We start from the raw sequence: 21,900 nt of genomic DNA on the forward strand, positions 1-21,900 counted from the left end.
GTCCAGCATGACGATGTAGCTGCCGGCGACGGCGCCTTCGGCGTTCGCGCCGTAGATCTTGCCCTCGGCCGGAGCGGCCGCTCCGGCGAAGGACGCGTTGATCAGAGTGACGCCTGCTGCGGCGGCCACTGCGGTGATGGCGGCCGTGAGCTTGATCCTGCTCGCACGCTTGTGAGTTGCCATCGAGTGGGGTCTCCTCGTCAGGCTCTGGGGGGTGGACCCTCGGCCGGAGCGTCTCCGGCCTTCAAAGGTGACTCATTGATGCACTCATGCCATTGATTTCATGCGCTCCACTGCTTGATCAGCTGCCGTTCAACGCAATAACCAGCCAGCCCGTACCAAGGCCGACTCCGGCCGCGATCCCTGCACTTACAAGAAATTTCGAGTGAGGAGCTGTGAATCCTCCACCCGTGTCCGCGTGGAACGGGAAGGTGCGGGAACACTCGCGCCGTTTGCGCACCGGACGATCAGCACCGCGCGAACCGCCGCGAGGGGAGGGACGCAGCGGGTGCGCCGGCGGTAGGTGAGCTGTGGCGAATCGGCTTGTTCGAGCCGGACTGCGAGCGTTCTCCCCTCTCCTCGACGCCCTGGTTGGTCCGTACCGCGAACAGTCGCGCACGGAAGAGGACGGTCGACGTCGTGCGGCTACGCCTACGGCAGGTGAGAGCGACCGCATCGGAGTGGATCAGCCGGAGTCCGGGCGGCTGGCCGTAGCGAGCAACGTCGCGCCCATCTGCGCGAGCGCCGCTTCGCCGGCGTCAATGTGGATTCCATGCCGGGCATGGTGCAGTCAGCGTGCCCGGGAGCGAAGCCGCGTGTCGCCTACGTCACCAACTGCGTGTCGCTGAGCTGCCGGCGATACCCACTGCCGGCCGCCACCGGGCAAGCCGCAGTGCAGCTACCGCAGATCGTCGGTACTCGCAAAGGTCGCGAGGATGTCCAACTCAGTGCTCACCGCGACGCCGGACTCTCTTTCGTAGGCGCGCACCTGGATTCTTCGCCGCGGGGCCGGCCGGAGCCGTCGTATTCACGGTGCGCTGCGGCCCGCGTCAACTGCGTCCACTCAGCGAACCACCAGGCTCCTGCCACCACGCACGACCACAGCAGACCAGCCGGCACCGCACTGAGCCACGGGGCCCGCTCCACCCACCGCTCCACGGCCGTCAGCACCACCCAGCCGGTCAGCAGGACGGCCACAACTCGCACACGCCGATGCCTGAACATGTCGCCCCAGTACCCAATCGTGGTAGCGATCACGCAGACACGAATGCGGGACTCAACCGGCGGCATGAGGGGAACGGTAGGGGGCAGACGAGGTGAATGGCTGAGCTCGGAGAACTCCTGCAGACGACCATGCGGCGCCGGCACCTGAGCGCCCAAACCCTCGCCAACCGGACCGGGATCCGCACGCCCCGGATCAGGGCGTTCGCCATGGACGGCGCCGGCGGCCCGGTCCATCCCACAGAACAGGAGCTCGCCGCACTCGCGGGCGCCCTCGGCTTACCCCTGCCCGAAGTTCTTCGCGCGGCGCAGGTCCCCGCCGACGCGCGGGCCTGATCTGCCGCCCATGGCAGTGTTCGCGGTACTGCCGGCCGCCTTCCTTCCTCGGGCGGACACTCGCGCTGAACCGGTACGAGGAACGCCTGTGCACCCCGCGCAACGCCCACGGCACCGTCGTCCCCGCCCTGCCCGGCAGGCCGCCGGCAGACCACCCAGAACTTCGGCCGGGGCGGTCCTTTCCCCGCGGTCCTTCCCCAACGGAAGGGTAGTGCGGGCCGGCGTCGGCAGTAGTCTTCGTCGGCGCCTTCGGTCTCATTCCGTTTTCTTGCGCACTGCGCGCGTGACGGCGTCTTTCTCGGCGTTCGGTTCCGACGTGCACCTCTTCTCGGAACGGGTCAGCGGCGAAGGCAGCGGTGTCGGGGCGGGGTTCGACGTCCTGGACGGGATGGTCGAGCTCGGTGCGGGTCGGCTCCTGGGTGATCAGGCCTGCCCTTCTGCTTCCTTCAGCGGTCATCGCTGCGCGTGGTCAGCAGGCGGAGAAGAGAACACGTAGAAGGCCCACCGTCCGTTACCGCTGTCGCGAGGACCGGGGCGGCTGGACGTTCACGGCGCAGCGTTCGCGGTTATCCGTATGGCATGGCACCGATGTGGGAACGCAACCGCGACGAGTGGCACCAGCAGGAGGGCCGGCACCGGGATGCGGGTCGTGGGACGGACCGGGAGTCGGAAGGAAGCCGGCCAGGTCCTGACCCGCAGGTGGAGCGCGATGCCCGGATGAGCCCGCCCGACGGCTCGACAAGCAGGACGGCCTCTACTCCCCCATCCACGAACTGGTACCGCAGGAGAGCGAGCGGGACGAATTCCGCTGTCCGGGAGATGGCGGAAGCCGAGTCCCACTCGGCCCGGTGCGCGTTCCCGGCAGGGTTGCGGGCAGGGTTGCGGGCAGGTTCCGGGTTTCTTCAGGACGTGTCCGGCCGGTCACAGCAGCACCGGTCTTCAGGCGCACGTGCATGGCTCAGGCCGAAGCAGGCGTACGGGACAGGGCTGTGCGCAGCGCGAAGACACCGAGCAGGCCGCCTGCCGCAAACCGCTGAGCGGTCATCACGCGGGGCCGGGCAGCCAGAAACCCCGACACCCGTGCTGCTCCCAGCATGATCAGAGCATTCACGGTGATCCCCACGATGATCTGCACACCACCGAGCTGCAGCAGTTGCGCCCAGGCCGGACCCGCCTGCGGATCCATGAACTGGGGCAGAAGAGCGGCGTACATGAGAGCGATCTTGGGGTTGAGCAGGTTGGTCAGGAGCCCCATCGAGAACAGGCGCGCGTCAGAGACAGGAGGCAGGTCCTGGGACGGAGCGAAGGGTGAACGGCCACCGGGCCTGAGCATGTCCCAGGCCAGATAGGCCAGGTAGGCGGCCCCGGCGAGTTTGACCACCGTGAAGGCCAGCGGCACGGCGGCGAACAACGCGGACAGGCCGGCGGCCGCGGCCAGCAGATAGCACACGAATCCCACGGCGGTCCCGCTCAGGCTGACCAGGCCCGCCCTGCGGCCCTGGGTGATCGCGCGGGAGGCGAGGTGGATCATGTTCGGTCCGGGAGTCAGGGCCATGCCCAATTCGACCAGGGCCACTCCCCCCACTGCGGCCAGGCTGATCACTGGTCAACTCCCGATCCAGCCGGGTATCCGGTACCCGGCGCAGGCGGCGCCCGCCGGCGACGGGCGGCTGCGACGCATCGGCAGTGCCTGCGTCGCCTTCCTGAGGATACGGCCCTGCCGTTCGGCGTCTCCGCGCACCCTGGCTCCAGCCGGCCGGCGACTTCAACGACTGCCCCATGAACCCGTCGACGCCCCCGGAGTGATCGGCCGGACAGTCCCGGAAGTAGACGTCACAGACGCACGGAACGCGACCTCGTCCTGCGGGGCTCCTCGTCGAACGCCGCTCTCACACGCCCGTCACAGACTGCGTCGACCACTGACCAGGTTGCCCTGACCTGACGTTACGCTCTCGTCTTGGGCCGGCCGGGACGCCCACGGACAGGCTTTCCCACCTGTGCCAGGTCCTGCCGAAGCTTCACGACTTCGCGGTGGAGGGCGAAGGCGGCAGCGTCTCCCTCGGAATCAGCTCAGCGTGGATTTCGACGGTGTCCTGGCTTGCTACGAGCGTTGCACCATTGCGGCGCAAGACGCCAAGTGCCGCCGTGTTGTACGTCTTTGTGTCCGCGACTACGGCCCGAGCGCCGGCTTTCGCGGCTTCGTCGAGGAGGATCCGGAGAGCGGCGGTGCCGATTCCGCGTCCGCGATGTGAACGGCCGAGCCACATACCGGCTTCGAGGACGTCATGGCGGTCGCGGAGAGCCAGACGGGCCGACCCCACGATCTTCCCGTTGTGGTTGATCGCGAATGTGGACTCGCGGAGCGGACCGGTAAGTCCGGGACGTCGAGCCCGGTGCCAGTGCCGGAAGGCTTCCTGGCGTTCCGTCGTCCATCCTGGTGGGCAGGCCACGGGAGGCATCGCCTCTTCGGGTGCTGCGTCCTCGACGGCCACCGCGAGGAGTTCTTCGAGGCTTTCCTCGTCCACCTGCTGCACTTCCACCCGACCGACCATGCCGGTTCCCTCCGTCAAGTGCCGGACACCGGTTGTTCATCCTCACCTTCTGCGTGGTGCTGCGCCAGCGGTTTCTGCAGGGTCGGCAGTCTTCCGGGATCGACGTGGTCGGCAAGATGGATCAGGGTGGCCTGCGGGGCCATACCGAAGGCAGCGGCGATGAGCTCGGGGGGCTGGTCCTCACCAAGTCGAGGAGGCGGATGCCGCGGATCGTCCGCGACGGGTTTCCGCGGCCGCCATCGGATCCTCATGCCCTGGTCTCCTTCCCGGACAGCTCCACGAGAGCGCCGGCCACTGCCCGTTGACAGGCGTCCTCGATGAACGTCGCGGGGGGGGGCCGGACACGAGGCACACTCCGACCATCCGGCGGGGAGCGGGGCGCAGCGCGGCCGAGTTGTCCACGCAGGGCACACTGCGCGGACATGACGTAGCCGCACCAAAGGAGCGCCACCGTAGGCGAGTGAGAGGGTCGGCTCGCACACAGCCGAGGTGGCTCCTCACCAGCAGCCCCCGTCACGTCTGATCCGGCACACATACAGATCAGAAGGGTTCCGACTCTGCCGAGTCGGAACCCGGGATCTCCGTGCCGGGATGGGACGAGGGCGCCCGTGCCGGGTTGTGCGCTGTCGATCAGTCTCTGCCGCCCTCAGTGGCCGCCTCCGTGTACGTGAGCTTCGGCGAGGAGGAGGTAGCTGCTGGCGGTCCAGGTGTAGGCACGGTCCCGCAGGCCCGTTCCGGTCAGGGCGTCGAAGTTCTCGGCGAAGCCGTGGGTCTCGCACAGGGTGCGGAAGCGGGCGCTGATCTCGTCCGCCAGCCGATGGTGGCCGGCGCGGCGCAGGCCGTCCTCGATGAGGACCGTGGCGGGGGCCCATATGGGGCCGCGCCAGTAGCCGTCGGAGAGGTAGTGCGGTGAGGTGGGGAGTTCGGTGGCGAGGCCGTAGGGGGTCAGGTGGGGCTCGATGCGGGCGGCCAGTACGCCGCTGACATCGTCCGGCAGGTGTTCGCCCAGCACGATGGGCATCAGGTCGAGGAGGCTGGAGCTGTACCAGGTGTGCCCGGTGTCGACTCCCCGGACGACGAAGCGGCCGTCGGTCCAGAGCTGGTCGAGCATCGCCGTCTGGGTCGCCTCTGCGGCCCGTGTCCAGTGGCCGGCCTCGTCCGGTCGGTTCAAGTTGGCTGCCAGGGCGGCGAGTTCGTGCAGTTGCAGGATGAGGAAGGCCGCCAGGTCGGCGGTGACGACCTGGCATTCGGGGTCGAAGGGCTACAAGTGGGTGGTCTGGGACCACACCGACACCGAGGTCCGTCTCACCAAGGGCAGGCACAGCCTGACGCTCTCGGCGCAGAGCGCCGACGGCACACGTGCCACGAAGGGCGACGCCATCGTCGACCGGCTCACCCTCACCCTCGCCGAGAACTCGGCAAACACCCAGGTGTATGAAGGCGAGCTGGCCTGGCTGAGCGGCGGGGCACGTCCTGTCTACGAGCTGCCGAAGCAAGCCGGTGCCCCGGCCACGGGTTCGGGCGCGGCCGAGCTCAGGAAGGGCCAGACCGCCTTCTTCTGGGTCTATTCGGCGACCGACCGAGAGGCCACCCTCAAGGTCGATACCCTCGGCGCCGCACACGCTCGACTCTCCGTCAACGGACACGACGTCCTCAGCCTGGACCAGAACAGGCGCGGCGCGGCGGTCTCCCTCTCGGGCGGCGTCAACAAGGTGACCCTGAGCGGCGGTTCGGCCTCCACCCTCGTCGACCGCCTCACCGTCACGCCCACCGAAGGCGCCCTCGAGGCACGTACGTACGAGGCCGGCGACGCCGAGCTCGCAGGCTCCGCCGCGCTCACCCCGCTCTCTTCGGCCACCTCCGGCACGGCGATCACAGGAATCGGCGGCGAGCCCGGCAACGGCAACACCGCCACGTTCACCGTCACCGCCGACCGAACCGGCCCGTACGCGCTGCGCATCCGCTGCTCCAACCCCGAACAGGCCGAGGCCACCCACTACAACCCGGACCCGCTCGCCCGCCACGCCGACATCAGCGTCAACGGCGGAGAGACACGACGCGTCGGCTTCCCGCACACCTTCCACCAGAACGACTTCTGGGTACTCACCGTCCCCGTACGCCTCAAGAAGGGACAGAACAGCATCACGTTCCGCTCCGAGGAACTGCCGAACTTCGACGGCACCACCTACGCCTCGGACACCTTCCCCGACGTACCGCTCCGCTCCGGCTACGCGCCACTGATCGACCGGATCACCGTGGTGCCGTACGCGCGGGAGGTGCGATGAGGTAGACGCCACCGGCGGTGACGTGACACGCACGGAGGCCGGGTGGCGGGTGTCGCGCCCCACCCGTGCCGGCCGACGCGCTCATCTCGCCGCCGGTGCCGCGATCGGGAGAAAGCAATCTGTCGGGCGGACAGACCGCTCTGGTAGAGGTCGAGCTCACGGGACCTGCTGTCGATCTCCCGCACCGTGCTGCCGGCCTGTGCGCGCCGGTGTCAGCGCCGTCTGCGCCGGCGGAGCGCGGACTCTTGCCGGCCCCGTTCTCACCGACAGTTCCCACCAGTTGACCCGGGCAGAGATCCAACGATCCCGCGCGGGACAGGACGCCGGCGGTAGCCCGACCCGTCGTTCCCGATGAGCGCGTACGCCGCAAGCTGCCTTGGATCCGGCGGGCGTGCACCGTTTCAGGCAGCGGCCGCGGGGTTGGCCGATCCGGCAGTGCGGCGGTACTCGGCGTTGATGCGCTGGGCTTCCTCGAGCTGGTCCTCGAGGATGATGATGCGGCAGGCGGCCTCGATGGGGATGCCCTGATCGACGAACTCCCGGGCACGGGCGGCGATGCGCAGCTGGTAGCGGGAGTAACGGCGGTGGCCGCCCGCGGAGCGCAGCGGGGTGATCAGGCGGGCGTCTCCGACGGCGCGGAGGAAACTCTGCGTGGTGCCGAGCATGTCGGCGGCCCTGCCCATCGTGTATGCGGGGTAATCGTCGTCATCGAGACGGCCGTACGAGTCGTCTGCTGTCATTGCACCTCTCTGTGGTGGACGGTGGACGTTGGAGGGGCCCCGGTGCGGATTGGCACCAGGGCCCCGAAGGAACTGCTACACCATCTACCGGCCTTGGGACCGTGCCGGCCTTCTTTTTCCGCTTACCCGATCGAGATGCTGTCGGGGTGCGGGGATCGCGGTTGCTTGACCGGAGACCACCTCGCTGTCGATGTCCTGCGGTACCCGGGCTCAAGGCTTCTGCCCGGGCGATCCTGATGGCGCGGGTTCCTCCGTTCTTCCCTCTGTGATCACTGATTGCCAGAACTGTGTACCGCTGGTACTGCTCTACTGCTGGTAATGCGAACCACTTCGTGGCCTGCGACAGCGCCACTCTTCGGCAGCCGTCCCGTCGCCCGTCCTGCGTCTGCCCTGGCTTGGAACCCCACTGCCGAACTGCCCGGTGCGCGCGTCCGCAGCCGACGCCTTCACCGAGGTGCTGCTCACTGTCTTCGCTGCTGGGCACTGCGAACTGCACTTGCCCGGCACTACGTCTCTGCCAGGCCGTGCGGTCTCTCTGGGCTACGAGAGAAACCATAACTACACGACCACTCAATGTCTACTCTCGCCAACATAGATTTCCATGTGTGCTCGGCAGTGAGTCAATGACCCTCGACCGGCCCGCTGCCGCCTCCTCCGAGGTCGTGAGGACGGGCCGGTCCGGGGCCGTCTCGACGGCCGCCGGGGCTCTGCAGGTCGGCTCTCCTCGCGGAGCGGCGAGCCTGGCCATCTGTCATCCATGCGGCTGGAACGTCGCGTTTGTGAACACACTGCGGGCGTGAGAGCGCACACATCGGGCACCAGGCATGGCAACGCAAAAGCGGACACCCCGACACAGGTGGGAGCGCACATGGACAGCACAGACACCACCCCGGCCCCCGAAACGCCCGCGCCGACCATGGTGCGGGGCGCCGGCGCTGCCGGTATCCGCCGGGCCCGCGAAGCCGCCCGCGCCTTCACCGCCCGGCTCCATCCGCCGGCCGACCAGGCCCTGACCGACACCCTCGCCCTGGTGGTCTGCGAACTCGTCACCAACGCGCTGCGCCACGGCGGCGGCCGGTACACCCTCCAGCTCTCCGCCGACCCCCACACCGTGACCGCCTCGGTCAGCGACCCCAGCCCCGCGCTTCCCCGCGGGCGCACGCCGGACCTGACAGGTGCCCAAGGCGGCTTCGGCTGGCACATGATCCGTCGCCTCACCAGCCATCTGGCCATCACACGCACTCCCGCACCCGGCAAGACCATCCACGCCCAGCTCCCGCGCTGATTCGCGAACCGAAGAGCCGTCCAGTACCGGGTGGTGTCGAGGCACGCCCCGTGGCGATCAGCAGAACTCTTCGGTGTGTCAGGCGGCCGTCCCGCCCGCGTTGTGGATCGACTGCTGGAGCACCTTCGCCGTGGTGACGTAGTCCGCGTCGTCGATGCCCGCGTGGAGGACGGCGCGGATCGCGGGGGCGTTGCGCGCGAGGTCGACGCGTGCCCGCTCCCCCTCCTCGGTGAGCCGGAGCCGGTCCTCGGCGTCCCGGTCCAGCCATCCGCGCTCCAGGAGCACCTCGGCCTCCGCCGCCAGATCGTCAGTATCGTGCGGCCGCTGACCCGTCGAGGAGTACCGTCGCGGTGCTCAACGGACGCGCGTACGAACCGGGTTGTACCCGCCCGGCGGAACCCGGCAGTTCACGGACATCGGCCTCCTGATCGCCCCCAAGGCCTGGAGACGGCTCGACCGACGGAAGGCTGCGCAGTCGCACCGAGGACAGACCCGGCCGAGGACAGCATGAAGGTCGACCGGGACGGGCATCGGATCCGCTGTGGCACCCGTAGCAGGCCGTCCGGTCCTCTTGCCGCAGGTCCAGGTGCCGAACAGCTCTTCCGCCCGCCGAGCGCCTCGGTGGGGCGGAAGAGCTGACTGCCCAGCACCGCCAGGAGCCGGGCCGCGTGAGGTGTCGGCCTGGCCCTTCGGATACTGCGCGGAGTTACGGGAAGGTCGGGAACGTCGGCGGCTTCGCGGTGCCCGGGATGTAGTCGAAGTTGGGCGTGAGCGTGCCGAAGAGGCTGCCGACGCGCGGGGGTGTGGCTCCGGTGCCCGCCGCGAAGAGGTTTGCAGCTTCCTGGGTGACGTAGAACGGCGCCTTCTTGATGCGGAAGCCCGTGGTGCTGGGGCGGGCGCCGGCCATGACCTCACTGTAGGTGGACTCGGCGATCACTACTTCCTCAAGGAGCGCCTTGCCGTCGATCGACACGCCTGCGGAGTAGGCGGGCGTCGGCATGACGCGGATGAACGTGGACTTCAGGGTGATCGTCTTGCCGGATCGGAGGTGGTGGACCTTGAGGCCGCCGGGGTAGAAGATGCGTCCCTTGGAATCGAGGCCGTCACCGGCCGTTGAACCGATCGGCATGCTGAAGCCCCGGCCGTCGGCGTCCATCACGAACGGGCTGATGGCCTCCACAGTGATGCCCTCGCGCTCCATCCAGGCGAGAGTCTCGTCACCAATCTCCACCTGGGCGTCGCCCCACGGGGAGATGTAGGCACCCGGCAGCGGCTCGGCGGCGGCTGCCGTCCTGCTGCTGCTGGCCGGCTGCTGGGCGGCCGCCCCTGACGAGGTCAGCCCGAGCGGTACGGAGAGCGCGGCCACGGCGGCGAGGACGGTGAGACGGCGGAGTGCGTGCATACGCATAGAGCGTTTCCAATCTGTGAGGGTTGGGGAAAGGCGTCGGAGCTCATCCCGGGAATACCCAACAGTGTGGTCCGACACCGGAGTTCGACGACGGGCAACGACGCTGTCCAAGATCGACTTCGCAGTGAGTATGTCCGCCGATGCGTGACTTTGCGACGAGGAGGGCCGCTGGTTGGGCCATTCGGGGGGAAAGAGTGACGTGACGAGTGGTGTGTGCCGCGTAACGGTCACTCCAAGATCACATGCGCTGTTGGCTGTAGCGACTCCCCCACCCACAGCCCTGGAGACACGCGTGCCGGGAACCCCAAGTACGTCCGGATCCACCTCACTGTCCCGTCGGCGGCTTGCCGTCCTCGCCGCCACCACCCTCGCACTCACCGCCGCCGCCCTGTCCGGGCAGTTCACGGGCACAAGCGAGGCAGGCGGGCACATCGACGCCCCCTCGACCGTGCTCGACTCCCCGACGGACCTGACCGACGTGTACGCCTTCACCAGCCCGGACAACGCGGACATGGTCACGCTCATCGCCAACGTCCGCCCCTTCCAGGTGCCCGGGACCGCGGCCAACGCGCTGGTGGACTTCCCGTTCGCGACCGGTGCGCGGTACGAGATCCACGCGGACGCCGATGGTGACGGGGCGCCCGACACCACGTACCGCTGGACCTTCCGGGACGAGGACCGCAGGCCCTTCGGAGCGGGGCCGAAGGTCGGGCCTCTGCCGGTGAAATCGCTCGACGACCGGTCGCTCGGAGTACGCCAGAAGTACACCCTGGAGAAGATCAGGGCGGGCGGCGCCACACAGACGCTCCTCAAGGACGCGATCGCCTCCCCCACCCACACCGGTCGGACCCTGATGCCCGACTACGGCACGTTGCGGACGCAGGCGATCCGCCAACTCCCCGGCGGCGGGCAGACCGTGGCCACGCAGGCGGCGGAATCGTTCAAGGCCGACACCCAGGTCTTCGGCCTGTACACAGTCGGCACCCGCGGCCCTGTACCGGGATGGCTGCCCGATGCCCAGCCGCTGTCGGCGCTGAACGTGAACAGCCTGGTCCTGCAAGTGCCCAAGAGCGAGGTCGCCCTGAACGGCGACCCGAAGCGCAACCCGGTCGTCGGCGTGTGGGCGTCCGTCTCCCGGCAGGGCGCAAACCTGGAGCGCAGTCTCTCGGAGCAGGCCCCCACCTTCCGTCAGGTCTCCCGGCACGGCACCCCGCATGTCGCGTTCGCGCTGTTCGGCTCCACCATCGGGCTGGCCAGGCCCGGCGGGCCCGAGGACCGGCTCCAGGCCCGCGCACCGAAGGACGACCACCTGGAGAGCGACTTCCTGGCCGCCACCCTCGACCCCGTACCGCCGCACCGGATCGAGAGGGCCCAGGGCCGCAAAGCACCCGCGACACCGCGCCACGACATCCAAGCGCTGTTCATGAAGGGCATCGGCAAGGACAACGGAGCCACGTTCGGCTTCGACCTCAACACTCACACGATGAACGCCGACGCCGACCCGAAGCGCATCGTGCTCGCCGAGCAACTGCGCCTGAACCTCAGCACCCCGGTCACCACCAGCCCGAAGGCACACGGTGTCCTCGACGGAGATCTCCAGGGCTTCCCGAACGGGCGGCGGCTCAACGACAACATCGACGGGCCGCTGATCCGGATGCTGGAGGGCGAGCCCGCCGGGCCGTCCGCCGCGGGGCTGCTCCCGCAGCCGGTCGTCGGCCTGGAGCCCGCCGACGCGCAGACCGTCTTCCCGTACCTCAACCTCCCGCACGCGGGCCCGTGAGGCGTGTGATCGCCGCCGTGGGCGGGGCGGTGGCCGTGGCCGTGTGTGTGGCCGGACTTCTGCACCTCGGTCCCGACACCTCCCGGCCCCGGGCCACCGCCGCCCCCGCGGGCGCCCACGGCGCGGGCAACGGCCCTGTCGACGCCGCCCGCGAGGCGACTGAGGCCTACCCCGACGACCCGGCCGCCTGGGCCGCCCTGGCACGCGCCGAGATCGAACAGGCCCGCACCACCCTCGACGCGGGCCGGCTCGACGCCGCCGACAAGGCGCTGCGCCGCTCCCTGGCCCTCGACGCCGTGGACAACTACGGGGCCGTGACGGGCCAGGGGCTGCTCGCCAACGCCCGGCACGAGTTCACCCAGGGCCGCGCGTACGGGCTGCGCGCCACCCGGATGGCGCCCGACCGGCCGGACGGGTACGCCGTACTGGCGGACGCCGAGATCCAGCTCGGGAACTATCCGCAGGCGCGAGCAGCCGTACAGCGGATGCTCGACATCGCCCCGGCCACCGCCGCCTACAGCCGCGCCGCGTACGACCTGGAGACCAGCGGCAGGCCCGAGGACGCCGCCATCGCACTCCAGCGAGCCGTGGACAGCGCGGTCACACCGGACGAACGCGGCTTCGCCGAGGCCCGCATGGGCGACCTGGCCTGGTCCCGGGGGAAGGTGGACCAGGCGGAACGGCGCTACCGGCGCGCCTTGGCCGCCGTGCCGGACCATCCGTACGGGCAGGCCGGAATCGCCCGGGTGACCGCAGCACGCGGGCACACCGGTAAGGCACTCGAGCTGTACGCACGGCTCGTCGAACGGACGCCGCTGCCACAGTTCCTGCTGGAGGCATTGGAGCTTCGACACGCGACCGGGCAACCCCGCCATGGGAGCGAACGGGCCGCCTTGTCGGCGCAGGTACGGATGGTCCGCGCGGACGGCGGCCCCGTCGACCCGCATCTCATCCTCTACGCAGCCGATCACGGCGACCCGGAGACCGCGGTGGACCTCGCGCGCAGAGCGTGGGAACACGCCCGCAGCGTCATCGTCGCCGACGCACTCGGGTGGGCGCTGCACCGCGCGGGACAGAGCACCGAGGCCCTGGCCTACGCACGCCGGGCAGCCTCGACGGGCTGGAAGAACGCGCTGTTCCTCCACCACCGGGGCGCGATCGAGCAGGCACTCGCCATGCCCGATGGATCCCGTCGTCTGAGCGAGGCCGTCGCCCTGAACCCGCACCTCTTCCCTCACCGCCCCGACCCGGACAGGTAGTCGATGAAGTTTCCACGCCGCGCGGCGGCCGTCGCGGCGACCCTGATGGCGCTGTCGGGCCTGACCGCGGTGACGACGGCCCACGCCCACCCGCTGGGCAACTTCAGCATCAACCACTACGACGGACTGCGGCTGTCGCACGACCGAATCGAGGACACCGCCGTCGTCGACAGTGCGGAGATCCCCACCGCACAGGACGAAGAAGCGACGGACACCGACCACGACGGGACGATCTCACCAGCGGAAGCAGCGGACCGGGCGGCCGAGCGGTGCGCCCGACTCGCCGGCCGCAGCAGGATCTCAGTGGACGGCGAGCGAATCGCCTGGGCGGTCGGCCGCTCCGCCCTGACGTACGGGAAAGGAGCCGCGGGAGTCCCCGTCGCCCGGCTGACCTGCACCCTGCGGGCTTACGCCGATCTCTCCCGGTCCGCCGACGTCTCCTTCGCCTCGGGGGCGGATGCGACACGGACCGGCTGGAAGGAGATCACCGCCGTCCCCGGCGACCGCGTACGGCTGGCCGAGTCGTCCGTTCCCTCCAAGAGCCCGAGCGATGTGCTGCGCCACTACCCGCAAGCCGGGGGCGAACAGCCGCTTGATGTGGCCAGGGCGGAGCTGCGTACGCAACCAGGGGTGGGCGGGGCCGCTCCCGGTGCCCCCGGGCCGGGAAAACCGGACGAGGAACCACCGGTCCAGGCCGTGGACCGCGGCACCGTGCTCTTCCCGGCGCTGGAGCACCGGCTCACCGGTCTGACCGCGGGCCGGGACCTCACGCTGCCGGTAGGTCTCCTCGCCGTCCTGCTGACCCTGCTCCTGGGCGCGGGCCACGCGGCACTGCCCGGGCACGCCAAACTCGCCGTCGCCGCCTGCCTGGCCCGCCGGAAAGGCGGCGTCCGCGCCGCCCTCGCGGTCGGGACGACAGTCACGGCCACCCACACCGCCGGGGTCCTGGCCATGGGCCTGATCCTCACCACGGGCGCCGGATTCGCCGGAGAGGAACTACTGGGATGGCTGGGGACCGTCAGCGGCGCGGCGATCGTGGTGCTGGGGATGGTGCTGGCGGTGACGGCGGTACGGGCCCTGCGGACGGGACGCCCACCGGCACACTGGCACCACGGACACAGCCACGAGCACGCACACCACGAGACTCCGGCACACACTCACACGCACGGCCGCCGTCTTGGCCACCCCCACGGTCATGAACACCGGCACGCGACCGGCCCCTCACACGGCAACGGCGGCCACGCCCACGAGACCGACTCCCACGAGAAAGAGAAGCCGCGCCGCACCGGCCTCCCGGCGCTCCTCGGCGTAGGACTCGCGGCCGGTCTGGTGCCCAGCCCGTCGGCCCTCGTCGTCCTGCTCGGCGCCATCGCGCTGAGCCGGACATTCTTCGGCGTCCTGCTCGTCGTCGCCTACGGCCTCGGCATGGCCCTCACCCTGACCGCCGCCGGTCTACTGCTCTCCGGCGGCGGAAGCCGACTCGCCGCGCTGAGCGAACGCCGCCTTCCCTCCCTGCGCCGCTACACCCGCTACGCGGCGATCCTCACCGCACTCGCCGTCCTCACCGTGGGCATCAGCCTTACGCTGCGAAGCATCGTCACCCTCTGAACCCACCACGGCCGTCGCGCTGTCCTGCCGTCGGAAGCTGTGAGTCCCGTCCACCTGCCGAGTGAGGACCGCTCGGGGCCCGGTTCCGCAGGCACCACGATGAGAAGCCGCTCAGGCCCGCAGTAAGAGTCAGCAGTGACATGGGCGGCATGCGGGCAGCAGCACACGGCGGGAGGCCGGACGGTGCGACGCCGGCAGGCTCCAGACCGGCGTGAGCACGGAGGCGAACTCGAGGGCGAGGAGCGGCGTCGCGTCCAGGCCCGGAGGGAACGGCCCGGGACGGCGGGCCGACACGCGTCGAGGTCAGGCCGCGAGTGACAGTTCCTGGCGCAGCACGATCGCGTTGAGCAGGATCGAGAACGGCACCACGTCTGTGGCCTCCAGGACGCCGGCCCGGGCCTTGTCCACGCCGAGGGTCACATCGATGCAGCAGACGATCGCGTACACGTGCTCGCCGGTCTCCGCGTCCTGCACGGCGAAGAACAGGTCCCGGTAGTAACTCGTGCGGTCCGCGCCCTCCTCGTAGTACGACAGCCCCGGCGTGCCCTCCTGCGCGGCGAGCCCGGTGAAGGCGCGGAGCAGTTCCTGCTCGACGGTCTCCCAGAAGCCCGCGTCGGCCAACTCCGGCGGCACAGCCTGCCGCACCGCCTCCTTCAGCGACAGCACCATGACCATGACGGGGGCGTTCTCCTGGAGCCTCCAGCCGCGCACCATCCGCACGATCTCACTGCCGGGCACGGCGGCGGCCGCCTCCCTGATGTGCCCGAAGCCGAAGTTCACGGTCGCGGGAGCGATCGCGTCCTGGAACAACCGGTCGATGGCCCGGGCCTGTTCGACGTGATCCGCGCCCACCTCGACGACGGTTCTGAAACTGGCGGCCATGTTTCCTCCTGCGGGTGCAGTGGTGATCAAGAGCGGCCAGTATGCCGACCGTGCCGGCCGGGCAGGACCCCCGATCCGCCATGCGGACGGCGTCCACCGCCCCACCGGTTCCTGGCCGTTGCCCACCGGGGGTGAGAACGAACGGCCTTCCGGCCACGGCACCGATGCCGGTGGCGACACCGCGACGACTGCGGCCACGGCCACGGCCACGACCGTAGACAAAGGCGCCGCAGGCAGCCGAGGGCGTACGCCGTGGCCGGGATCGGCGCGGACAGCATGCGGATCGGGTCCTCGCCGCGTACCGAGAGGTGGTGGACGCGGGCCCGCGGTGACTGCCCGCCTCGTCGAGCCGACTCTCCTCGGGCTTGCCATCCTCGCCGTGCGCAGCCGCGTGAAGCGGTGACATGTCCCGGTCCACCCGGGCACGCCGTAACGGCACACGAGACGCTGTCGTCCAAAGGCCTTCCCCGAGGCCCGCGCGGGACTCGAACTGCCCAGTCGCCACGCTCATGCCCAAGAGGAACTGCGCCGCCAGTACGCCGCCGGCGAAATCGGTCGCGAGGAATACCCGCAACGCAGGATCGACCTGGAGGAGTAGCCGACTCCTCACCGCCGGACAGTGAGATTTGCCCCCATGGTCGTCGATGCGACCACCCCGGCACCGAAGTACGTGGCACGTACTATGGCGCTTAGGTTTTCATCAGGGAGGCGGCCGGGATGCGGGGCTTTGGCGAGCTCGAACAGGCGATCATGGACGTGGTGTGGTCCGCGGACGCACCACTGCCGGTGCGCGAGGTGCTGGAGCGGCTCAACGGCGACCGGTCGCAGCCACTGGCGTACAACACGGTGCAGACGGTGATGGAGATCCTGCACCGCAAGGGCTGGCTGTCCCGGGCGAAGGACGGTCGGGCCTTCCGCTACCGGGCGACGAAGGACCGTGAGGAGTACGCGGCGTCGCTGATCGACCAGGTGTGGGCGACCGGTGCGGACCGTACCGCGACGCTGGTACGGCTGTTCGACGGGCTGGAGGAGGCCGAGGTCGCCGAGTTGCGGGCGGCGCTCGCGGCGCGCCGTGAGGGAAGCGGTTCGTGAGGGCCGCGATCCTGCTGCTCGGGTACGCGGGCCTGGTCGGCATCCTTGCACCGGTGCTGCTGATCCGTACGGGTTGGGCGGTGCGGGCGCCGCGGCTGGCGATCTGGGCCTGGCAGGCGGTCACGGCCACGCTCGTCGTCTCGGTCGTGCTGGCCGGGCTCGTCCTGGCCGTGCCGACAATGCCGGTCAGCGGCAACCTGGCGGACATGCTCCACGCGTGCGTGATGGCGCTGCGCGCCCAGTACGCCACACCGGGCGGCGCCGTGGCGGCCGCCACCGGCACGGTCCTGGCCTTGGCCGTGGTGGGCCGTGCCGGCTGGTGCCTGGGGGCGTCTCTGTGGCAGGCACGGCGGGAGCGCCGTCGGCACGCCGAAGTGCTGGCGATGGTCGGTCGCGCGCATCCCGGTCTGGGGGTGACGGTGCTCGAGGATGACCGTCCGGCGGTGTACTGCCTGCCAGGCACCGGACACCGGATCGTGCTGACCTCGGCGGCCCTCGCCGCCCTGGATCCTCGCGCACTGGACGCGGTGATCGCCCACGAGCGGGCGCACATCCGTCAGCGGCACCACCTGGTCCTGGCCTACGCGGAGGCATTGGAGCGGGCTTTCCCGAAGGTGGTGCTGTTCCGTACCGCGGCGGAGGAGACACGGCGGCTGGTGGAGATGGCCGCCGACGACGAGGCGACGGCCCGTACCGATTCCCTCACCCTGGCCGGGGCCCTGGTCGAGCTGGCCGGGGCCGGCGTGCCGGCCGCTTCACTGGCGGCCTCCGGTGGTCAAGTCGCCGGCCGGGTACGACGGCTCCTCGGTCCGCCCCGGCCACTGCGCCGGGCAGTCGTCTGGACCGGAGCGCTGGCGGCGGGCGCGGTGCTGGCACTGCCGCTGGCCCTGGCCGCCCAGCCCGCAGTGGCAGCGACCAGCATGAGGACCTGCCCACTCCCCGATCTCCCCGTCGCCGGTGAGGAGCGTCTCGCGTGAGACCCGAGGGCCCGGGTCCGGGCATCTGGTAGCTTCGCCCCCGCTCGGGCGTGATGTTCGGCATCGGCTGGACCCCCTGTATCGGCCCGACCCTCGCCGCCGTGCTCTCGCTGTCCCTGACCACCGGCTCGGCGGGGCGCGGCGCCTTCCTGGCCTTCCTCTACGCCGTCGGCGTCGGCGTACCGTTCCTGGTGTTCACCCTCGCCCTCGGAAAGTCCCTGCGGGCGTTCGAATTTGCCCACCGCCACACCCGTACGGTGCTGCGCGTCGGCGGAGCCCTGCTGTTGGTCGTCGGTATCGCCCAGGTCTCGGGCCTGTGGACTCTGATGATCTACCACATGCAGACCTGGATCAGCGGCTATGAACTTCCCCTGTAACGGCATGCGCGCCCGCAGCGAACCAGAGCACCCGGATCGTTCATACGGGTGGAGTCACGATGCGTCCGGTGCTCGCCGCGCGGCGGATCGGGCAGCCAGGCGCAGACCGGCCGACGGTGCCGTAGCCACCGGACAGGAACTCCGAAAGCGCATAGGTTATGGACGTGACGGATCCGGCTCCCCTGCGCGGAGTGCAGAACAGCCGGGCGGCGTCGCCCATGCCACACCGTCCGCTTCCCCCTCGACAAGGACATCTCCCATGACGTTCCGCTTCCGCCCCCGCCCCGCCGTGGCCGCGATAGCGGCCGTGCTTGCGGCCGCCCTGACCGCCTGCGGTGGAAACGCCGACACCCCGCCCGAGGAATCACCGGAGGCCGGGGTGGCCGTCAGCCACATCCACGGGCTCGGCATCGACCCGGCCGACGGCCTGCTGTACGTCGCCACCCACGAGGGCGTCATCGCCGTCGAGGACGACGGCTCCACGAAGCGGGCCGGCGACACCGCCGACTACATGGGCTTCACCGTGAAAGGCCCCAACACCTTCCTCGGCAGCGGCCACCCCGCACCGGGCGGCGGCGACCACGCCAACCGCGGCCTGATCGAGTCCACCGACTCCGGCAAGACCTGGAAGACCCTCTCCCTCGGCGGCGAGGCCGACTTCCACGCCCTGGAGTACGCCCACAACACGGTCTACGGATACGACAGCACCAACGGCCTGCTCCGCGTCAGCAAGGACGGCAAGACGTGGGACGACCGCGCCGAGCTCACCGCCCTCGACATCGCCGTCAGCCCCGACGACCCCGACCTCGTACTGGCCACCACACAGGCGGGCGTCGCGAAGAGCACCGACGGCGGCAAGACGTTCGGCCCCGGCGCCGAACCGGTGATGGCCTACCTCTCCTGGGCCGGGCCCGACGCCCTCTACGGCATCGATCCGACCGGCGCACTGCACCGCAGCACCGACAGCGGCAAGACCTGGAAGAAGATGGGAACCGTGCCCGGCGGGCAGCCCCAGGCGCTCACCGCGGTCAGCGCCGACCGTGTGCTGGCCGCCACCCAGGACGGCGTCTACGAGACCCGCGACGGCGGCAGGACCTTCACCGAGCGCGTGCCGGTCACCCCGGCGGCCGGTCACTGAACCAGGCGGGCGACGCGGCTCAGCGCGCCACGGGCATCCCGGCCACGTACTCGTGCCGCCACAGCATCGGGGAAGGCGTCACCGGGAACCCTCAGGGGCTGGGCGAGGGCGGGGTGAGGCCGGGGGCCTTGGTGGCGTCCTTCTCCTCGTAGGTCGGCAGCTGCGCGTGGACCTGGAGGGCTACCTCGCCGGCCCGTTCGAAGCGCAGGGTCACCCAGGCGAAGTCGCCGCCGCGCAGTTGCTCACGGAGCCCGCGCAGGAGCAGATGCGGCTGCTCGTCGTTGAGCGCGAGCAGTTTGCCGGTCGGCACGTCCACCGGGCCGCGGGTGTCGCCCGCGGCGGTGACGATGTCGACGGAGCGCGCGATCGTCGTTTCGGCGCCGAGCAGCCTGTCGGAGCGTTGGCCCTGGTTGAACAGCCACACGTACAGCGGGGCATTGTCTCCCGGCTCCCACGGCCCGTCGGTGGGTTCGGCGATGTGGGCGTAGCGGATGAGCATCGAGCCGATGCGGGCGTTGGCGCCCGGCGGGTTGTACTCGTCCTGAGTGGCACCGCAGCCGGTGGCGGCCATGAGGCATCCGGCCACCAGGGCGGCTGCGGCCGCTCTGCGCCGGCGGTGGGGAACGTGTTCTCTCAAGGCCACGGGAATCTCTCGCTCGGTCGTAGGGGCTTCACGGAGGTACGCATCTCTCTGTGTGCCCCGCCAGAGACCGCGGCGTCCTTCTGCTGGGCCGGACGGCCCGGTCGGCCACCGATGCGGGTGACGCGCCGCCGTCCTGCCTCACCGTGACGGCACGGCAGCCACCTCATGAGCGGGCCGGGCTCAGAAGGCCCGGCGTCGCCACGAGGTGGAGGACGCCAGCCAGGAAGTGACCCGGCTGATGTCGGAGGTGGTGACCATGCCCACGACTCTGCCGTTCTCGACCACCAGGGCGCGGTGCGCCGGGCTCTCTTCCAGACCGGGCAGGACGCGTACCAGCGGTTCGTCGGGGTGCGGCGTAGGGACGTCCGCGATCGGGATCATCACGGAGGCCACGGTGGAGTCCCGCTCCACCTCCGGAACGCCGGCGGCGGTCTTCACGCTGACCAGCCCCACCGGACGATGCTCCTGATCGACGACGGGGAAGGCGGAATGCCGGTACCGGAACTCCGGCGCGGCCAGGAACTCGGACACGGTCAGGGAAGCGTTGACGGTGATGGGATCGCGCCCCATCGCCTGGCGCACGGGAACCCCGCTGAGCAGTTCCCGCAGCTTCGCCTGGCCGCCTTCCGACGTGGCCATGGCGAGGAGGAACCAGCCGATGACGACGAACCAGATTCCGCTGAAGGCCGCCCCCAGGAAGACGAAGGACAGGCCGATCGCGATCAGCAGCCAGCCCAGTGCCCGGCCGGCGCCCGTCGACACCGCGGTGGCGCGCAGCGGATTGCCGGTCCTGTGCCACACCACTGCCCTCAGGAGCCGTCCACCGTCGAGGGGAGCGGCGGGCAGGGTGTTGAAGACGGCCAGCAGGATGTTGATGGCCGCCAGCCATGCCAGTGCCTCGGCGACCAGTCCGGCCCCGTACAGGGCGCGGAACAGCCCGGCCAGGAACCCGAAGACCAGCCCGAGCAACAGGCTGACCAGGGGGCCGATCCCGGCGATGCGGACTTCGGCGGCCGGGCTGGGTGCCTCACTCTTCAGCCGGGCGATACCTCCCAGGAGCCACAGGGTGATGTCCCCGACCTCCACGCCGTTGCGGCGGGCCACGAGGGCGTGGCTGAGCTCGTGGGCCAGGAGCGACAGCAGGAAGACGACCGCGGCCAGAATTCCGGTGACCCAGTACTGCCAGGCCGGCCGATCCGGGTAGGCGTCGGGGAACCGGCCCGCGAGGCCCAGGGCGAGCACGATGACGATGACAAGGACGCTCCAGTGCACGCCGAGCCGGATGCCGGCCACATGCCCGAGGGAAAAGGTCGCCCTCACAGCGCATTCACCTCCGTCCCCGTCCCTGCCGGGTGCCACGCCGCCTGCCCTTGCGCGGGGTGGCGACGGAAGTGCCGGTCGTACGTCACCCAGCGTGGCGCCGCTCCTTCGAGGGGTCGATGAGGGCGAGGCCGATCTCCGGCCGGAACGTCTTCACGAGTGTCGCCGGGCTGCTGCGAATGACGATCTCCAACGTGGGCCAGACCTCGCCCTCCAGCAGGTGGCCACCGCGGGTCGTCCCGTCCGCGAGCCCCAGGACGGCGTGGACGTGGGGCGCCGGGCCGTCCTCGCCGACGGCGATGTCCCCGACCAGGGAGAGCACCTCGCACTGCTCGTCCACCGGGATGCGGCGGTAGTCCTTCTCGTCCCGGTCGAACCATCCGACGACGGCCCTTTTGAACGCACCCACCGCTGTGACCTGGGCCGCACGCAGTCCCCGCTCACGGACGAAGGCCGTCAGGACCTCCGTCGTCTCCTCGTGCGGATCGAGGACGAGCACGTACGTCGCCGCCGGAGGGCCTTCCACCTGTTGCCACTTCATTCGCGCCGGGTACCCGCATCCCGGCGAGTCAACAGCCCCTGGGCCAGACCGCCCGAGTCACGGTGACCACGGACGCCCTGTGCCCGGTGCGTGAGCTTTCAGCCCGCAGCGCTTTCAGCAACGGGTGGTGGCGGTGCTCGCTCTTGTGACGTTGCCATGGAGCGGGCAGGCGTGCAGCGAGGAGTGCGATGTCGTCCGGGTTTCCTTGGCCAAGGTCGGTCGTTCGTCGCAGAGGACGTCGACTGGTTCGCGTGCCGGGGCTGCGGCATGTTGCCGCGGGCGGTGCAGGCTGTTCCCGATGTCCTCGCCGGGGCGTTCGACCAGGCCGTCGGTGTAGAGGAGCAGCGTGGTGCGGGAAGGCAGGTGCTCGCTGTGTCTGGGCGGTTCGCGGCGGTCGTAGGCGAGGGAGCGGAGCATGTTGCGCAGCCGGCTCATTGCGACGGCGGCGGGGATGTC

19 protein-coding genes and 4 pseudogenes are annotated in these 21,900 nt (G+C 70.2%); 11 read left to right on the plus strand and 12 right to left on the minus strand.

Going from position 1 to position 21,900, the window contains the following annotated elements; translation table 11 throughout:
• Positions 1–183, minus strand: a pseudogene (locus ACWD01_RS33955) (S8 family peptidase); the annotation flags it as partial.
• 1,137 nt (positions 184–1,320) lie between these two features.
• Here ACWD01_RS33955 and ACWD01_RS33960 point away from each other — a divergent pair.
• On the plus strand, positions 1,321–1,557 hold the full coding sequence (locus ACWD01_RS33960) for an XRE family transcriptional regulator (RefSeq protein ID WP_451167378.1): 237 nt from the start codon (positions 1,321–1,323) through the stop codon (positions 1,555–1,557).
• Between the two features lie 958 nt (positions 1,558–2,515).
• Here the strand turns inward: ACWD01_RS33960 and ACWD01_RS33965 are convergent.
• Together ACWD01_RS33965 and ACWD01_RS33970 are read right to left on the minus strand one after the other, a co-directional pair.
• The gene (locus ACWD01_RS33965) at positions 2,516–3,160 is read right to left on the minus strand and encodes a LysE family translocator (protein ID WP_451167380.1); all 645 of its coding nucleotides are present in this window, start codon (positions 3,158–3,160) and stop codon (positions 2,516–2,518) included.
• A gap of 415 nt (positions 3,161–3,575) precedes the next feature.
• On the minus strand, positions 3,576–4,097 hold the full coding sequence (locus ACWD01_RS33970; RefSeq protein ID WP_451167382.1) for a GNAT family N-acetyltransferase: 522 nt from the start codon (positions 4,095–4,097) through the stop codon (positions 3,576–3,578).
• A 44-nt stretch (positions 4,098–4,141) separates the two neighbouring features.
• Between ACWD01_RS33970 and ACWD01_RS33975 the strand changes: the two genes are divergently transcribed.
• Positions 4,142–4,414 (plus strand): hypothetical protein, encoded by a 273-nt coding sequence (locus ACWD01_RS33975; protein WP_451167384.1) that lies wholly within the window; start codon positions 4,142–4,144, stop codon positions 4,412–4,414.
• 341 nt (positions 4,415–4,755) lie between these two features.
• On the opposite strand, the pseudogene ACWD01_RS33980 reads toward ACWD01_RS33975, so the two are convergent.
• Positions 4,756–5,367, minus strand: a pseudogene (locus ACWD01_RS33980) (MGH1-like glycoside hydrolase domain-containing protein); the annotation flags it as partial.
• A gap of 1 nt (position 5,368) precedes the next feature.
• Here ACWD01_RS33980 and ACWD01_RS33985 point away from each other — a divergent pair.
• Positions 5,369–6,394: pseudogene (locus ACWD01_RS33985) on the plus strand (LamG-like jellyroll fold domain-containing protein); the annotation flags it as partial.
• A gap of 401 nt (positions 6,395–6,795) precedes the next feature.
• Here ACWD01_RS33985 and ACWD01_RS33990 read toward each other — a convergent pair.
• Complete coding sequence (locus ACWD01_RS33990; RefSeq protein ID WP_451167386.1) at positions 6,796–7,134, minus strand: MerR family transcriptional regulator; 339 nt, start codon at positions 7,132–7,134, stop codon at positions 6,796–6,798.
• Between the two features lie 868 nt (positions 7,135–8,002).
• Here ACWD01_RS33990 and ACWD01_RS33995 point away from each other — a divergent pair.
• Positions 8,003–8,419 (plus strand): ATP-binding protein, encoded by a 417-nt coding sequence (locus ACWD01_RS33995; RefSeq protein WP_451167387.1) that lies wholly within the window; start codon positions 8,003–8,005, stop codon positions 8,417–8,419.
• A gap of 78 nt (positions 8,420–8,497) precedes the next feature.
• Here the strand turns inward: ACWD01_RS33995 and ACWD01_RS34000 are convergent.
• Together ACWD01_RS34000 and ACWD01_RS34005 are read right to left on the minus strand one after the other, a co-directional pair.
• Positions 8,498–8,728: pseudogene (locus ACWD01_RS34000) on the minus strand (MarR family transcriptional regulator); the annotation flags it as partial.
• Positions 8,729–9,125: 397 nt separating this feature from the next.
• Entirely contained in the window at positions 9,126–9,821 is a 696-nt protein-coding gene (locus tag ACWD01_RS34005; RefSeq protein WP_451167388.1) for a hypothetical protein, read from the minus strand.
• A gap of 298 nt (positions 9,822–10,119) precedes the next feature.
• Between ACWD01_RS34005 and ACWD01_RS34010 the strand changes: the two genes are divergently transcribed.
• Genes ACWD01_RS34010 through ACWD01_RS34020 form a run of 3 tightly spaced genes read left to right on the plus strand, consistent with a single transcriptional unit; the run spans position 10,120 to position 14,474 of the window.
• The gene (locus tag ACWD01_RS34010) at positions 10,120–11,607 is read left to right on the plus strand and encodes a DUF4331 domain-containing protein (RefSeq protein WP_451167390.1); all 1,488 of its coding nucleotides are present in this window, start codon (positions 10,120–10,122) and stop codon (positions 11,605–11,607) included.
• A gap of 5 nt (positions 11,608–11,612) precedes the next feature.
• The gene (locus ACWD01_RS34015) at positions 11,613–12,866 is read left to right on the plus strand and encodes a tetratricopeptide repeat protein (protein WP_451167391.1); all 1,254 of its coding nucleotides are present in this window, start codon (positions 11,613–11,615) and stop codon (positions 12,864–12,866) included.
• Between the two features lie 3 nt (positions 12,867–12,869).
• On the plus strand, positions 12,870–14,474 hold the full coding sequence (locus tag ACWD01_RS34020) for a nickel/cobalt transporter (protein ID WP_451167393.1): 1,605 nt from the start codon (positions 12,870–12,872) through the stop codon (positions 14,472–14,474).
• Positions 14,475–14,777: 303 nt separating this feature from the next.
• On the opposite strand, the gene ACWD01_RS34025 is transcribed toward ACWD01_RS34020, so the two are convergent.
• Positions 14,778–15,356, minus strand: coding sequence for a Type-2Aa cytolytic delta-endotoxin (locus tag ACWD01_RS34025; protein ID WP_451167395.1), 579 nt, complete (start codon positions 15,354–15,356; stop codon positions 14,778–14,780).
• A gap of 717 nt (positions 15,357–16,073) precedes the next feature.
• Here ACWD01_RS34025 and ACWD01_RS34030 point away from each other — a divergent pair.
• From ACWD01_RS34030 to ACWD01_RS34045, 4 genes are all read left to right on the plus strand, one after another.
• Positions 16,074–16,448 carry a BlaI/MecI/CopY family transcriptional regulator gene (locus tag ACWD01_RS34030; protein ID WP_451167397.1) on the plus strand — a complete coding sequence of 125 codons (375 nt, stop codon included), beginning with the start codon at positions 16,074–16,076 and terminating at the stop codon, positions 16,446–16,448.
• Positions 16,445–17,425, plus strand: a complete 981-nt coding sequence (locus ACWD01_RS34035; protein ID WP_451167398.1) for a M56 family metallopeptidase — start codon at positions 16,445–16,447, stop codon at positions 17,423–17,425. Before ACWD01_RS34030 ends, ACWD01_RS34035 begins: the two co-directional genes overlap by 4 nt.
• Positions 17,426–17,478: 53 nt before the next feature.
• Positions 17,479–17,802: a cytochrome c biogenesis CcdA family protein gene (locus tag ACWD01_RS34040; protein ID WP_451167400.1), complete on the plus strand. Its 324-nt coding sequence runs from the start codon at positions 17,479–17,481 to the stop codon at positions 17,800–17,802.
• 259 nt (positions 17,803–18,061) lie between these two features.
• Positions 18,062–18,940 carry a F510_1955 family glycosylhydrolase gene (locus tag ACWD01_RS34045; protein WP_451167401.1) on the plus strand — a complete coding sequence of 293 codons (879 nt, stop codon included), beginning with the start codon at positions 18,062–18,064 and terminating at the stop codon, positions 18,938–18,940.
• Between the two features lie 91 nt (positions 18,941–19,031).
• Here the strand turns inward: ACWD01_RS34045 and ACWD01_RS34050 are convergent, their stop codons facing one another.
• The 4 genes from ACWD01_RS34050 to ACWD01_RS34065 all read right to left on the minus strand — a co-directional run bounded on the left by ACWD01_RS34050 (position 19,032) and on the right by ACWD01_RS34065 (position 21,879).
• The gene (locus ACWD01_RS34050; protein ID WP_451167403.1) at positions 19,032–19,511 is read right to left on the minus strand and encodes a copper chaperone PCu(A)C; all 480 of its coding nucleotides are present in this window, start codon (positions 19,509–19,511) and stop codon (positions 19,032–19,034) included.
• Positions 19,512–19,763: 252 nt separating this feature from the next.
• Positions 19,764–20,903: a site-2 protease family protein gene (locus ACWD01_RS34055; protein WP_451167404.1), complete on the minus strand. Its 1,140-nt coding sequence runs from the start codon at positions 20,901–20,903 to the stop codon at positions 19,764–19,766.
• Positions 20,904–20,988: 85 nt separating this feature from the next.
• Positions 20,989–21,444: a PPC domain-containing DNA-binding protein gene (locus ACWD01_RS34060; RefSeq protein WP_451167406.1), complete on the minus strand. Its 456-nt coding sequence runs from the start codon at positions 21,442–21,444 to the stop codon at positions 20,989–20,991.
• Positions 21,445–21,558: 114 nt separating this feature from the next.
• The gene (locus ACWD01_RS34065) at positions 21,559–21,879 is read right to left on the minus strand and encodes a SpoIIE family protein phosphatase (RefSeq protein WP_451167408.1); all 321 of its coding nucleotides are present in this window, start codon (positions 21,877–21,879) and stop codon (positions 21,559–21,561) included.
• Positions 21,880–21,900: the final 21 nt, after the last annotated feature.

Source organism: Streptomyces sp. NPDC002835 (assembly GCF_053591995.1).

Coding starts and splice junctions, on each gene's coding strand:
- ACWD01_RS33960 (WP_451167378.1), top strand. CDS start 1,321: ATGGCTGAGCTCGGAGAACTCCTGCAGACGACCATGCGGCGCCGGCAC.
- ACWD01_RS33995 (WP_451167387.1), top strand. CDS start 8,003: ATGGACAGCACAGACACCACCCCGGCCCCCGAAACGCCCGCGCCGACC.
- ACWD01_RS34005 (WP_451167388.1), bottom strand. CDS start 9,821: ATGCACGCACTCCGCCGTCTCACCGTCCTCGCCGCCGTGGCCGCGCTC.
- ACWD01_RS34045 (WP_451167401.1), top strand. CDS start 18,062: ATGACGTTCCGCTTCCGCCCCCGCCCCGCCGTGGCCGCGATAGCGGCC.
- ACWD01_RS34040 (WP_451167400.1), top strand. CDS start 17,479: ATGTTCGGCATCGGCTGGACCCCCTGTATCGGCCCGACCCTCGCCGCC.
- ACWD01_RS34025 (WP_451167395.1), bottom strand. CDS start 15,356: ATGGCCGCCAGTTTCAGAACCGTCGTCGAGGTGGGCGCGGATCACGTC.
- ACWD01_RS34030 (WP_451167397.1), top strand. CDS start 16,074: ATGCGGGGCTTTGGCGAGCTCGAACAGGCGATCATGGACGTGGTGTGG.
- ACWD01_RS33990 (WP_451167386.1), bottom strand. CDS start 7,134: ATGACAGCAGACGACTCGTACGGCCGTCTCGATGACGACGATTACCCC.
- ACWD01_RS34020 (WP_451167393.1), top strand. CDS start 12,870: ATGAAGTTTCCACGCCGCGCGGCGGCCGTCGCGGCGACCCTGATGGCG.
- ACWD01_RS34060 (WP_451167406.1), bottom strand. CDS start 21,444: ATGAAGTGGCAACAGGTGGAAGGCCCTCCGGCGGCGACGTACGTGCTC.
- ACWD01_RS34050 (WP_451167403.1), bottom strand. CDS start 19,511: ATGGCCGCCACCGGCTGCGGTGCCACTCAGGACGAGTACAACCCGCCG.
- ACWD01_RS34065 (WP_451167408.1), bottom strand. CDS start 21,879: ATGAGCCGGCTGCGCAACATGCTCCGCTCCCTCGCCTACGACCGCCGC.